Origin of the sequence: Pseudomonas eutrophicaquae, assembly GCF_023544715.1 — a bacterium.
GTDB lineage: Bacteria > Pseudomonadota > Gammaproteobacteria > Pseudomonadales > Pseudomonadaceae > Geopseudomonas.
Map to the genome: position 1 here is coordinate 1 of NZ_JAMJEZ010000004.1, position 13,049 is coordinate 13,049.

A 13,049-nucleotide genomic window follows, 5' to 3' on the forward strand; every position below is an offset into this window, starting at 1 on the left:
TTCATCGACATCTTGACGTTGGCCAGATCCACGCCGGACTGATCCGCCTTGACGCGGACCTTGACGTTGTAATCGACCACTCGTTTGACAGCTACCAGAATCTTCATGGATTCCCCGTGTTCTCCGCTGAGTTGATCAGGCCAGCGTCAGGCAGAGCCTGACAGGACGGCACCCGGCCCGTTGCAGGCGGGCGGGCAGTCGCGACCCGCAAAAGGAGCAGTATGTTGCCGCCATCACCCTACCCGGTCAATACGACAAACCTTCCACTGCGCGGCGGCGAAGCCGTAAAATGCGCGTCTTGTCAGCTGTCCTGCCCTGCGCCGGACGCCCCGCCTGCGCCCTGCGGCCCTCGTCTGGCCGCCCCGAATGCAGACCGAATCATCCTGAACAGGAGAGAGTGTGTGGAACGCGAATACATGGAATTCGACGTGGTCATCGTCGGAGCCGGCCCGGCCGGCCTGTCTGCCGCGTGCCGACTGAAACAGAAAGCCGCCGAGCGTGATCAGGAGCTCAGCGTCTGTGTGGTCGAAAAAGGCTCCGAAGTCGGTGCGCACATTCTCTCGGGTGCGGTGTTCGAGCCGCGCGCCCTCAATGAACTGTTCCCGGACTGGAAAACCCTCGGCGCGCCGCTCAACACGCCGGTGACGCGCGATGACATCTACCTGCTGAAAAACGCCGAGTCGGCGCAGCGTCTGCCCGATGCCCTGGTGCCCAAGACCATGCATAACGAGGGCAACTACATCATCTCGCTGGGCAACCTGTGCCGCTGGCTGGCCCAACAGGCCGAGAACCTGGGCGTCGAGATCTACCCGGGCTTCGCCGCGCAGGAGGCACTGATCGATGAAGCCGGCGTGGTGCGCGGGATCATCACCGGTGATCTGGGCGTAAATCGCGAAGGTCAGCCCAAAGATGGCCTCTACACCCCGGGCATGGAGCTGCGCGCCAAGTACACCCTGTTCGCCGAGGGCTGCCGCGGGCATATCGGCAAGCAGCTGATCCAGCGCTTCAAGCTCGATCGCGATGGCGACCCCCAGCATTACGGCATCGGCATCAAGGAGCTCTGGGAAGTCGAGCCGGGCCGCCATCAGCCGGGTCTGGTGGTGCACACCGCGGGCTGGCCGCTGGACATCACCGGCAAGGACAACACCGGTGGCTCCTTCCTTTATCACTTGGAAGACAATCAGGTGGTGGTGGGGCTGATCGTCGATCTGTCCTACAGCAACCCGCACCTCTCGCCGTTCGACGAATTCCAGCGCTACAAACATCACCCGACCATCGCCCAGTACCTGGAAGGCGGCAAGCGCATCGCCTATGGCGCACGTGCGATCTGCAAGGGTGGCCTCAACTCGCTGCCGAAGATGGTCTTCCCTGGTGGCGCGCTGATCGGCTGCGATGCCGGCACCCTGAACTTCGCCAAGATCAAGGGTAGCCACACGGCGATGAAATCCGGGATGCTGGCCGCCGAGGCCATCGTCGAGGCGCTGGCGGCCGGTCGCGAGGGCGGTGACGAGCTGAACAATTACGTGCAGGCCTTCGAGGCCAGCTGGCTGTATGACGAACTGCAGCGCAGCCGCAACTTTGGCCCGGCGATCCACAAGTTCGGCACCCTCTTGGGCGGCGCGTTCAACTTCATCGATCAGAACCTGTTCGGCGGCAAGCTGCCGTTCACCCTGCGCGATACCACGCCCGACCATGCCTGCCTGAAGCCGGCTTCGGCCTGCGCGAAGATCGCTTACCCCAAACCGGATGGCAAGCTGAGCTTCGACAAGCTCTCCTCGGTGTTCCTCTCCAACACCAACCACGAAGAGGAGCAGCCCTGCCACCTGAAGCTGCGCGACGCCAGCATCCCGCTGGCCCGCAACCTGCCACTCTACGACGAGCCCGCGCAGCGCTACTGCCCGGCCGGGGTCTATGAAATCGTCACGCAAGAGAATGGCGAGCAGCGCTTCCAGATCAACGCGCAGAACTGCGTGCACTGCAAGACCTGCGACATCAAGGATCCGGCGCAGAACATCACCTGGGTCGCGCCAGAAGGCAGCGGCGGGCCGAACTACCCCAACATGTAAGACCTTCAAGGGCGCCTTTGGGCGCCCTTGTTGTTTTCGCCTCAGTCAGCGGCGCTGATCGGGAAGAACTGCCCGCCGCTCCACACCCCATACCAGTCGCGCCCCGCCACGGCCCGCAGCACCGCCAGCTCGACCAGCTGGTAAAACAGGTTGCGGTGAATCAGGGCCTCCAGCCCCTCGCGGATCAGCACATAGGGCGATGGCTCGCCGGTCTGCGCATCCTCGACAAAGCGCAGCGGATGCTCGGGGCCGGCCATCACCCGGTCCTCGACCTGCGTGGTGAAGTACAGGCATTGCGCCTCCCCCTCGCCACTGACCTGCAGATCGATCGCCACAAAGGGGGCATCCTCGACACGTATACCGACCTTCTCCACCGGCGTGACCAGAAAGTAGCCCTCACCCTCGCGGCGCAGCACGCTGGCAAACAGGCGCACCAGGGCCGGGCGCTCGATCGGCGTTCCCTGATACCACCAGCGCCCATCGCGGCGAATCTGCATATCGATGTCACCGCAAAATGGCGGATTCCAGTCGGCCGCACCCGCGCTAGAGGCTTGTCCGGCCAGCTGCTGCAACATGCGCTTGTCTTCACTCATCCCGATGCTCCCCCTCAAGGCCTGCGCCCCTCACTCAGCGCCGCGCAGGCTATGATGCCGTAAAGACTCGCTGAGCGGAGGACCGCGATGAACCCGTGGTATGACGAATTTCCCCAGCAGGCTGGCCTGCTCTACCTCAACCACGCGGCAGTAGCCCCCTGGCCCCGGCGGGCCTGTGCGGCGGTGCAGGCCTTCGCCGCCGAGAACATGCAGCTTGGTGCCCGTGACTACCCAGAGTGGCTCAAGGTCGAAGCCCGCCTGCGTCAGCGTCTGGCTCGCCTGCTCAACGCCCCCTCCACGGAGGACATCGCGCTGGTCAAGAACACCTCCGAGGCGCTCTCCTTTGTGGCGTTCGGCCTCGACTGGCGGCCGGGCGATCAGGTGGTGATCAGCGACGAGGAGTTTCCCTCCAACCGCATCGTCTGGGAGGCACTGGCGCCCCGTGGCGTCGAGGTACGCGAGGTGAACCTGCAAGGCACGGATCCCGAAGCGGCCCTGCTGGCCGCCTGCACGGCGCGCACCCGCCTGCTATCGATCAGTGCGGTGCAGTACGCCAGCGGCCTGCGTCTGGATCTGGCGCGGCTCGGGCGGGGCTGTCGCCAGCGCGGCGTGCTGTTCTGCATCGACGCCATCCAGCAACTGGGTGCGCAGCCCTTCGATGTGCAGGCCAGCGATTGCGCCTTTGCCATGGCCGACGGACACAAGTGGCTGCTCGGCCCGGAGGGGCTGGGGGTATTCTACTGCCGGGCGGATCTGCGTGAGCAGCTGGCGCTGCATGAGTACGGCTGGCACATGTGCGAGGCGGTTGGCCAGTATGACCGCCGCGACTGGCAGCCGGCCCACAGCGCCCGGCGCTTTGAGTGCGGCAGCCCGAACATGCTCGGTGCGATGGCACTGGAGGCCAGCCTGTCGCTGCTGGAAGAGGTGGGCATGGCACAGGTGGCCGCGCAGATCGAGACGCGCATCGCCCATCTGCAGGCCGGACTGGCCCAACTGCCCGGTGTGCAGCTGCTCAGCCCGATTCAGCCGGAGCGGCGGGCAGGCATTCTGACCTTCACCCTCGACGGGCATGACATGAACGCGCTGTTCGAGCACCTGCGCGCCCATCAGGTGGTGTGCGCGCTGCGCGGCGGCGGTATTCGCCTGTCGCCACATTTTTACACTCCGGAGTCGGTGCTGGAGAACACCCTGCGCCTGCTGCATAACGGCTGACTCACACTCTGCCCGCGCGGAGGGCCGCCGCCGCCCTGTTGCAAGGCTGGCGGCTGCCCCGACTCAGACCGCCAGCGGGAACAGGCGCTGGAAGTTGGCGGTGGTCTGCTCGGCGAGCGTCTCCAGCGACACACCGCGCAGCTGGGCGAGGAACCCCGCCACATCGCGCACGTATTCAGGCAGGTTCGGCCGTCCGCGATGGGGCACCGGCGCCAGGTAGGGCGAGTCGGTTTCGATCAGCAGGCGATCGGCCGGCACCTGGCGCGCCACCTCGCGCAGCTGTTCGGCATTGCGGAAGGTGACGATGCCCGACAGCGAGATGTAATAGCCCAGATCCAGCGCCGCACGGGCCATCGCCCAGTCCTCGGTAAAGCAGTGCAGCACCCCGGCCTGGGGCAGATCGGCCTCGCGCAGCAGGGCCAGGGTGTCGGCGCGCGCCTCACGGGTGTGCACGATCACCGGCTTGCCGGTCTGGCGCGAGGCCTCCAGATGCAGGCGAAAGCTCTCCTGCTGCAGCGCGCCGCAGGCTTCAGCGCTCTGGTAGTGATAGTCCAGCCCGGTCTCGCCGATGGCCACTACCCGCGGATCATCCAGCGCCTGCAGCAGCCAGTCGAGTAGCGGCGCATCGTCCGGCGCGACATCCAGCGGATGCACGCCCACCGAGCAATACACATCGGCATGCCGGTGCGCCAGCTCACGCACGGCGGCCGCGTTATCGGCGCTGATGCCGATGCACAGGAAACGGCCGACTCCCCGCTGACGCGCGCCCTCCAGCGCCGCATCGAGATTGCCCTGATAGGCGGTCAGATCGAGGCGGTCGAGGTGGCAGTGGGAATCTACAAGCATCATCGAGGCAATACCCTGGCAGGAAACGGATGGAGAGCGCCGGCAGACGGCGGGCGGCGATTTTAGCGCGGTGGCAGAAGGCTTGCCCATCGCACCAGCAGTGCTTCCAGCAGCAGGGTCGGGTTGAGATTGGCCTTGCCGAGCAGCTTCTGCCGCTCGGCCAGCAGCCAGTCCTGCAGGGCCAGCAGCTCGGCCAGCGCCGCACGCTCGGCCAGATAGCCGATGACCTTGGCCATGCCATCCTCGAGCGCCGCCTGGCTGCCAGCCAGTTGCACGCGCAGCACCTGCAGCGACCACTGGCAGAACCATTCGAACAGCAAAGTCAGCGGTATGGCCTTCCAGCGCTCGGCCAGCTCACTGGGTGCGGCCTGCTGTTTGAGCAGGCGCTTGATGTCCTCCTCGACCTGCAGGCGCTGCTCGATCACCCCCGCCGCCTGCAGCTCCAGCGCCCGCAGCGGCGCGCCACCGGCCAGCGCCAGCAATTGCCGGCGCTGAGCTTCATCCGCCTCGGGCAGATGCACCTGCAGCCAGTCCAGCGCCTGCGCCATCGACGGCGGCGGGCAACTGAGTGCCTGACAGCGACTGCGGATGGTCGGCAGAAGCCGGCTGGGCTGGTGGCTGACCAGCAGCATCACAGTATCGCCCGAGGGCTCCTCGAGGCTTTTCAGCAGCGCATTAGCCGCATTGAGGTTCATCGCCTCCGCCGGCGCCAGCTGCACCAGCTTGCGCCCACCCAGCTGGGCAGTGCGGGTAATAAAGTCGACCAGCTCACGCACCTGATCGACGCGGATCGGCTTGTCAGGCTCCTCGGGATACACCTCAAAGACATCCGGGTGACTGCCAGCCTGCAGCAGCAGGCAGGACTTGCACTGCCCGCAGGCGCCTTCAGGCTGCGCCGCACTGCACAGCAACCAGGCACCCAGGCGATTGGCCAGCTCGCGCTTGCCGATCCCCGGCACCCCCTGCAGCAGATAAGCGTGGGCATGCTGGCGGCGCCGCACCAGCGACTGCCACAAGGGCTCCAGCCAGGACGGCAACGGTTCAGCCACGCCAGCGCTCCAGCAGCTCCGGCAATAGCGCATCGAGCTGCGCCTGCACCGCCGCCAGTGGCTGGGCCGCGTCCAGGCAGCGATAACGCGCGGGCGCCGCTGCCGCGCGCTGCAGATAGGCCTGGCGCACCGCCTCGAAGAAGCTCTGTGCCTCCTGTTCGAAGCGATCCAGACGACCGCGGGCCGCCGCTCGCGCCAGGCCGATCTCGACCGGCAGATCGAACACCAGGGTCAGATCCGGGCGCAGATCCCCCTGCACGAATTGCTCGAGCAGCGCGATGCGCTCCAGCGCCACCCCGCGCCCACCGCCCTGATAGGCGTAGGTCGCATCCGTAAAGCGATCACACAGAACGATCTTGCCGGCCGCCAGCGCCGGGCGAATCACCTGCTCCAGATGCTGGGCCCGCGCCGCAAATACCAGCAGCAGCTCGGTATCGAGCGCCATCGGCTCGCCGCTGGGGGCCAGCAGCAGTTCACGGATCCGCTCTGCCAGCGGGGTGCCGCCCGGCTCGCGGGTCAACAGCAGCTCGCAGCCTGCGCTGCGCAGGCGCTCGGCCAGATAATCACGATTGGTACTCTTGCCGGCCCCTTCCGGGCCTTCAAGGGTGATGAACAGACCACTCATCGTGCGGCTTCCTGTACGGAGGGTGGCGGGCTGGAGCGATAGTCGGCGCGGCGCTTGAGCTGGTAGGCCCGCACCGCTCGGTTGTGCTCATCCAAGGTCCGTGAAAACACATGGGAGCCATCGCCACGTGCCACAAAGTACAGCGTATCGCCGTCGGCGGGATTCAGGGCCGCATGGATTGCCTCACGGCCCACCAAGGCAATCGGCGTCGGTGGCAGGCCCGGGTTGGTGTAGGTGTTGTAGGGCGTGGGGGTGCGCAGGTCCGCGCGGGTCAGCTTGCCCTGGAAGCGCTCGCCCATGCCGTAGATCACCGCCGGATCAGTCTGCAGCAGCATGCCAAGACGCAGCCGGCGCAGAAACACGCCGGCAATCTGCGCCCGCTCGTAGGCGACCCCGGTTTCCTTCTCGATCAGCGAGGCCATGATCAGCGCCTCGTAGGGCGTGCGATACGGCAAGCCCTCGACGCGCTGCGCCCATTCATCCTCCAGCACCTGATCGAGTCGCTCACGGGCCAGCTGCAGCAGGTCGATATCGCGCATGCCGGGCGCAAAGCGGTAAGTATCCGGGAAGAAGCGCCCCTCCGGGTGCTCACCCTCAAGGCCTAGCCGCGCCATCAGTGCGGCATCATCCAGCCCACTCAGGGTCTGCTCAAGGCGCGGCTCAGCCTCCAGCGCAGCGCGGAGCTGACGAAAGTTCCAGCCCTCGATAAGGGTGAGGCTGTACTGCACCACCTCGCCACGCTGCCACAAGGAGAGCAGATCCGTGGCCCGCAGCCCGGGGCTCAGGCGGTATTCGCCGGTATGCAGCGCCGGGCTGTCCAGGGCAAAGCGCCAGTACAGACGCAGCCACAGGGCCTGATCCAGCACGCCCTGCTCTTCCAGCGTGTTCAGCAAGCGCCCCGGCGCCGCACCCGCCGGCACCTCCAGCAGGCGCTCCTGCTCGAGCACCAGCGGCTGCTCCAGCGCGACCTGCAGACGCCAGCTGGCCAGCAGCAGCGCCAGCCCCGTCGACAGCACAGTGCCCAGCAACAGGGCGATCAGGATTCGTTTCACGCAGGCTCATCCAGCAGGTCAGCAATCAGGGTTTGCAGTGTACGGGTCAGGGGACCGACCTCCCAGCGCTGCGCCTGCCAGGCGATGACCGGCCAGATCCCGTAGAGGCTGTTGCACATGAACACCTCATCGGCGCAGCGCAGATCCTGCAGGGACAAATCGCGCACCTGTACCGCGATGCCCGCCGCGGCTGCACGCACCAGCAGCTCAGCGCGCAGGGTACCGGCAACACCGCAGCGACGCAGGTCAGCGGTCAGCAATACCCCCGCACGCACCAGAAACAGGTTACTGAATACCCCTTCGATCACCCGGCCGCGCATGTCACGCATCAGCCCCTCGGCGTAGCGGCTGTCCTGCCACTCGCTACGCGCCAGTACCTGCTCGAGGCGATTGAGGTGCTTGAGGCCGGCGAGCCTTGGCTGGTGCGCCAGACGGGTCTGGCAGGGATACAGGGTAATCCCCTGCTGGCGATGAGCCGGTGGATAGGCAGGTGGCGGGTTGCCGGTCAGGATGCGCCGGGGGTGGGTGGGCTGCGGCGCACCGTAACCGCGCAGGCCGTCACCCCGGGTAAGGATCAGCTTGACAACGCCCTGCCCCAGCTCACGGGCAAAGCGCTGCAGCTCATCCTCGATCAGCGGGCGCTCCAGCGGCAGCGCCAGGCGCGCACAACCCTCGCACAAGCGCGCCAGATGCCGCGCCAGCAGCGGCATGCGCCCGGCACGCACGGCGATGGTCTCGAACAGCCCATCGCCGTAAGCCAGCCCCCGGTCGGTCAGCGGCACCTGCTGGGCCGGCCGGCCATCGATCCAGCTCAGCATCAGCCGGTGAAGCGACGCAGCACCAGGGTGCCGTTGGTGCCACCAAAGCCGAAGGAGTTGGAAACCGCCACGTCGATCGGCAGGGCTTGGGCCTGGTGAGGCACGAAGTTGAGGTCGCAACCCTCGCTCGGGTTATCGAGGTTGATGGTCGGCGGAGCGACCTGATCGCGCAGCGCGAGGATGCTGAAGATCGCTTCCACCGCACCGGCGGCGCCGAGCAGGTGGCCGGTCATCGACTTGGTCGAACTGACCGCCAGACGGTAGGCGTGCTCGCCAAACACCCGCTTGAGCGCTGACGCCTCGGCCACATCGCCGGCCGGCGTCGAGGTGCCGTGGGCATTGATGTATTGCACCTGCTCGGGATTGAGGCCGGCATCGCGCAGGGCATTGATCATGCAGCGCGCGGCGCCATCGCCATTTTCCGGTGGAGCGGTCATGTGGTAGGCATCACCGCTCATGCCAAAACCGACCAGCTCGGCATAGATCTGCGCGCCACGGCCACGGGCGTGTTCAAGCTCCTCCAGCACCAGCGCGCCGGCACCATCGGAGAGCACGAAGCCATCACGGTCACAGTCCCACGGGCGGCTGGCACGGGTCGGCTCGTCATTGCGGGTCGACAGGGCGCGCGCGGCACCAAAGCCGCCCAGGCCCAGCCCGCAGGTGGCCATTTCCGAGCCACCGGCAATCATCACGTCCGCCTCGCCATAGGCGATGTTGCGTGCGGCCATGCCGATGCTGTGGGTGCCGGTGGTGCAGGCGGTGGTGATGGCATAGTTCGGCCCCTGTGCGCCCAGGTGGATCGACAGGAAGCCGGAAATCATGTTGATGATCGAGCCGGGGACAAAGAACGGCGAAATGCGCCGCGGCCCCTGGTCGAACAGTGAGCGGGCATTGTTCTCGATGTTGGTCAGACCACCGATCCCCGAACCCATCGCCACACCGATACGCTCGCGGTTGCTGTCATTGACCTCGATGCCCGAGTCACGCAGCGCCTGGAAACTGGCCGCCAAGCCGTACTGGATGAAGAGATCCATCTTGCGGGCTTCCTTGGCGGGGAGATACTCCTCGACATTGAACCCCTGCACCGAACCGCCAAAGCGAGTAGCGAAGGCCGATACATCCATATGCTCGATGGGGCCGATACCACTGCGGCCGGCCAGAATGCCCTGCCAGCTGGAAGCCACATCCGGCCCCAGGGGCGACACCATGCCAAGACCGGTGACCACAACGCGTCTACGCGACACAGCGCTCTCCTCTTGTTGTTTCACTGCGATGGATGCGCCGGCAGCGGCGCCTTCCTGTGCTGCAAAGAAAAGCCGCACGTCTTGTCACGGACGTGCGGCTTTTACTGTCGAAACCGACGATTACTTACTGCTGACCGTGAGCATTGATGTAATCGATGGCTTCCTGAACGGTGGTGATCTTCTCGGCCTGTTCGTCCGGGATTTCGGTCTCGAATTCTTCTTCGAGGGCCATCACCAGCTCGACGGTGTCCAGGGAGTCCGCGCCCAGGTCTTCAACGAAGGAAGCGCTGTTGGTGACTTCTTCTTCTTTGACGCCCAGTTGCTCGGCGACGATTTTCTTGACGCGTTCTTCGATGGTGCTCATATCGTGTTCTCACTCCTATGGAGAATCCCATGTAGCTGGTGGCGCGTAGTGTATAGAAAGGGTTTTCGGGTTTTCAAGCGCAACCCCCTCTGGCGAGTCTTCGACCTTGCGCCAGTCTGCACGCCACCTGCCGGGAAAATGCGCAAAAACCGCGGGGCAGAGCGTGTGCCAGCCCCGCCGCCATCTTACATGTACATGCCGCCGTTGACCGGAATGGTGGCGCCGGTCACATAGGCTCCACCCTCACCAGCCAGGAAGGCCACCACGCTGGCGATCTCCTCGGCCTGCCCCAGACGCCCCAGCGGGATCTGGGTCAGCAGCGCGTCACGCTGGGCCTGCGGCAGTTCGCGGGTCATATCGGTATCGATGAAGCCCGGCGCGACCGCATTGACGGTGATGTTGCGCGAACCGACCTCGCGGGCCAGCGCACGGCTGAAGCCCTCAACGCCCGCCTTAGCCGCGGCGTAGTTGGCCTGACCGGCGTTACCCATCGAGCCAACCACCGAACTGATGTTGATGATCCGCCCCCAGCGCGCCTTGGTCATGCCCTTGAGCAGGGCCTTGGACAGGCGGTAGATGCTGGTCAGGTTGGTGTTGATCACCTCATTCCACTCGCTGTCCTTCATGCGCAGCATCAGGTTGTCGCGAGTGATCCCGGCATTATTGATCAGGATGGTCGGCTGGCCGAGGTGCTGCTGGATGTGCTCGAGGGTCTGGGCGACCGACTCATCGCTGGCCACATCCAGCACCAGACCGGCCCCCTGGATGCCGTGCTCCTTGAGGTAGTCGGCGATGCGCTCGGCACCGGCCGGCGAGGTCGCCGTACCGATCACGATAGCCCCCTGACGCCCCAGCTCCAGCGCGATGGCCTGACCGATGCCGCGGGTGGCACCGGTGACGAGAGCGACTTTACCTTGCAGACTCATGGGTAATTCTCCTGAAGATCAGCCCAGCACCGCGCGTGCGGCGGCGAAGGCATCGGGGGTATCCAGATTGTGGGCGTTGACGCCCTTGGCGCAGCGCTTGTTGAGCCCGGACAGCACCTTGCCCGGACCGCATTCGACCAGCTCGGTCACGCCCTGCGCCGCCAGGAAGGCGATGGATTCGACCCAGCGTACCGGGCTGTAGAGCTGCTGCAGCAGATCGCTGCGCAGCACCTCAAGATCCGCCGGCACAGCCGCACTGGTGTTCTGCACCAGCGCGATCTGGGGGGCCTGCCAGGCCACCGCCGCCAGCGACTCGGCAAAGCGCTCGGCCGCCGGGCGCATCAGCGCACAGTGGGATGGCACGCTGACCGGCAGCGCCATGGCCCGCTTGGCACCACGCGCCTTGCAGGCCTCGATGGCCCGCTCGACCGCCACCGCCGCCCCTGCGATCACCACCTGGCCCGGGGCATTGAAGTTGACGGCACTGACCACCTCGCCCTGCTCGGCCTCAGCGCAGGCGGCGCGTACCACCTCATCCTCAAGCCCAAGGATCGCCGCCATGCCGCCCTGCCCGGCCGGTACCGCCTGCTGCATCAGCTGACCACGCCGCTCGACCAGACGCACGGCATCGGCAAAGCCCAGGCTGCCGGCAGCCACCAGCGCCGAGTACTCACCCAGGCTATGGCCGGCCACGAATGCCGGCCGCACAGCGCTTTCAGTCTGCCACAGACGCCAAAGCGCAATGGAAGCGGTGAGAATGGCCGGCTGGGTGCGATCGGTCTGATTGAGCGCCTCAGCCGGGCCCTGCTGGGTCAGCGTCCAGAGGTCGTAGCCCAGCGCCTGCGAGGCCTCGGCGAAGGTATCGCGGATGATGGCGTGCTGCTCGCCCAGCTCGGCGAGCATGCCGACCGCTTGAGAGCCCTGACCGGGAAAAACGAAAGCAAGGGAAGAAGACATAAAGGCCGATTCCTTGTATGCGTGTACGTCAGGCATGCACAGATGGCATGCCCGGTGGAGGTGACTGACGAGGCGCGATGAATACCTGGCGACTGATCATGCCAGGCGCTGCCCAAGGCGCTCGCCCAGACGCTGCGGCAGATTCTCGTCAATCTCCCACAGTGTGCGCCGGATGGCACTGCGCAGGCCTTCGACCCCCGCACTGCCGTGACTTTTTACCACGATGCCCCGAAGCCCCAGCAGACTGGCGCCATTGTAGCGCGCCGGGCGCAGCTCACCCTGCAACCGGCGCAGCAGCGGGAGCGCCAGCCAGCCGGCCAGCCGGCCGCGCAGCCCCTGGGAAAACTGCGCCTTCAGCCGCAGCGCGATCATCGCTGCCAGCCCTTCGCTGGCCTTGAGCACCACATTGCCGACAAAGCCGTCACAGACGACCACATCCGCCTCGCCACGGTACAGACCGTCGCCCTCGACGAAGCCGACATAGTGAATATCTGGCATCTGGCGCAGCAGCTCAGCTGTTTCGCGTACCTGCTGATTACCCTTGATGGTCTCAAGACCCACATTGAGCAGTGCCACCCGCGGCCGCGTCAGGCCCTGCAGCTCGGCCAGCACGCTGCCCATCACGGCAAACTGGCTGAGCGCCTGGGGGGGGCAGTCGAGATTGGCGCCCAGATCCAGCAGCAGCGCATGCCCCTGCAGCGTGGGAATGGCCGTGACCATTGCCGGACGATCGATACCGGGCAGGGTCTTCAAGACATGACAGGAGAGCGCCATCAGGGCACCGGTATTACCGGCACTCAGGCAGGCATGCGCTTCGCCGCAGCGCACGCGCTCGAGCGCCTGGCGCATGGAGGAATCCGGCAGACTGCGCAACATGCGCGAGGGGCGGTCGTCCATGGTGACGATCTCGCTGGCCGCGTGCAGGTGAAGTCTTTGCAGATCAGCGTGGGGGTGCTCAGCCAGAAGTGCAGCGAGCAGATCGTGCGGACCAACGAGAATCAGTCGCAGCAGGGGAAATTCTGTCAGGCTCTCAATACAGGCCTGAACAATGCAGCGGGGACCGAAGTCCCCACCCATTGTATCGACAGCGATGACCGGGGCAGACAAGGATTACTCGTCAGCGCCCTTGTCGATCACCTTGCGGCCACGGTAGAAGCCGTCCGGGCTCACGTGGTGGCGCAGGTGGACTTCGCCGGTGCTCTTTTCGACGGACAGCGCGTTGGCAGTGAGCGCGTCATGGGAACGGCGCATGTCGCGGGCGGAACGAGACTTTTTGTTCTGCTGAACAGCCATGGTG

At 65.8% G+C, this 13,049-nt stretch carries 14 protein-coding genes and 1 pseudogene; 2 read left to right on the forward strand and 13 right to left on the reverse strand.

Translation table 11 applies throughout. The features are described from left to right. Window positions 1-107, reverse strand: a pseudogene (locus tag MXC11_RS02645) (electron transfer flavoprotein subunit beta/FixA family protein); the annotation flags it as partial. 294 nt (window positions 108-401) lie between these two features. Here MXC11_RS02645 and MXC11_RS02650 point away from each other — a divergent pair. After that, window positions 402-2,066 (forward strand): electron transfer flavoprotein-ubiquinone oxidoreductase, encoded by a 1,665-nt coding sequence (locus tag MXC11_RS02650; protein WP_250004885.1) that lies wholly within the window; start codon window positions 402-404, stop codon window positions 2,064-2,066. 41 nt (window positions 2,067-2,107) lie between these two features. On the opposite strand, the gene MXC11_RS02655 is transcribed toward MXC11_RS02650, so the two are convergent. Further along, window positions 2,108-2,641, reverse strand: coding sequence for a DUF1285 domain-containing protein (locus MXC11_RS02655; protein WP_250005244.1), 534 nt, complete (start codon window positions 2,639-2,641; stop codon window positions 2,108-2,110). 105 nt (window positions 2,642-2,746) lie between these two features. Here MXC11_RS02655 and MXC11_RS02660 point away from each other — a divergent pair, with 105 nt between their 5' ends. Beyond that, entirely contained in the window at window positions 2,747-3,871 is a 1,125-nt protein-coding gene (locus MXC11_RS02660; protein ID WP_250004889.1) for an aminotransferase class V-fold PLP-dependent enzyme, read from the forward strand. 63 nt (window positions 3,872-3,934) lie between these two features. Here MXC11_RS02660 and MXC11_RS02665 read toward each other — a convergent pair whose 3' ends face one another. From MXC11_RS02665 to rpmF, 11 genes are all read right to left on the reverse strand, one after another. Further along, window positions 3,935-4,717, reverse strand: a complete 783-nt coding sequence (locus MXC11_RS02665) for a TatD family hydrolase (protein WP_250005247.1) — start codon at window positions 4,715-4,717, stop codon at window positions 3,935-3,937. A 62-nt stretch (window positions 4,718-4,779) separates the two neighbouring features. Further along, the gene (locus tag MXC11_RS02670) at window positions 4,780-5,766 is read right to left on the reverse strand and encodes a DNA polymerase III subunit delta' (protein WP_250004891.1); all 987 of its coding nucleotides are present in this window, start codon (window positions 5,764-5,766) and stop codon (window positions 4,780-4,782) included. Continuing rightward, a complete protein-coding gene (gene tmk / locus MXC11_RS02675) occupies window positions 5,759-6,391 on the reverse strand; it encodes a dTMP kinase (RefSeq protein ID WP_250004894.1) in 633 nt (210 codons plus the stop codon). The genes MXC11_RS02670 and tmk overlap by 8 nt, the downstream gene beginning before the upstream one ends. Continuing rightward, window positions 6,388-7,443, reverse strand: coding sequence for an endolytic transglycosylase MltG (mltG, locus tag MXC11_RS02680; RefSeq protein WP_250004897.1), 1,056 nt, complete (start codon window positions 7,441-7,443; stop codon window positions 6,388-6,390). Before mltG ends, tmk begins: the two co-directional genes overlap by 4 nt. After that, window positions 7,440-8,261, reverse strand: coding sequence for an aminodeoxychorismate lyase (gene pabC / locus MXC11_RS02685; RefSeq protein ID WP_250004899.1), 822 nt, complete (start codon window positions 8,259-8,261; stop codon window positions 7,440-7,442). The genes mltG and pabC overlap by 4 nt, the downstream gene beginning before the upstream one ends. Next, complete coding sequence (gene fabF / locus MXC11_RS02690) at window positions 8,261-9,505, reverse strand: beta-ketoacyl-ACP synthase II (protein ID WP_250004901.1); 1,245 nt, start codon at window positions 9,503-9,505, stop codon at window positions 8,261-8,263. The genes pabC and fabF overlap by 1 nt, the downstream gene beginning before the upstream one ends. A 124-nt stretch (window positions 9,506-9,629) precedes the next feature. After that, window positions 9,630-9,869, reverse strand: coding sequence for an acyl carrier protein (acpP, locus tag MXC11_RS02695; RefSeq protein ID WP_090348699.1), 240 nt, complete (start codon window positions 9,867-9,869; stop codon window positions 9,630-9,632). A 185-nt stretch (window positions 9,870-10,054) separates the two neighbouring features. Then, window positions 10,055-10,795 (reverse strand): 3-oxoacyl-ACP reductase FabG, encoded by a 741-nt coding sequence (fabG, locus tag MXC11_RS02700; protein ID WP_250004917.1) that lies wholly within the window; start codon window positions 10,793-10,795, stop codon window positions 10,055-10,057. Window positions 10,796-10,813: 18 nt separating this feature from the next. Continuing rightward, a complete protein-coding gene (gene fabD / locus MXC11_RS02705; protein WP_250004920.1) occupies window positions 10,814-11,752 on the reverse strand; it encodes an ACP S-malonyltransferase in 939 nt (312 codons plus the stop codon). A 96-nt stretch (window positions 11,753-11,848) separates the two neighbouring features. Beyond that, window positions 11,849-12,859: a phosphate acyltransferase PlsX gene (gene plsX, locus MXC11_RS02710; RefSeq protein ID WP_250004922.1), complete on the reverse strand. Its 1,011-nt coding sequence runs from the start codon at window positions 12,857-12,859 to the stop codon at window positions 11,849-11,851. A gap of 3 nt (window positions 12,860-12,862) precedes the next feature. Continuing rightward, window positions 12,863-13,045 (reverse strand): 50S ribosomal protein L32, encoded by a 183-nt coding sequence (gene rpmF / locus MXC11_RS02715; RefSeq protein ID WP_250004925.1) that lies wholly within the window; start codon window positions 13,043-13,045, stop codon window positions 12,863-12,865. Window positions 13,046-13,049 lie beyond the last annotated feature (4 nt).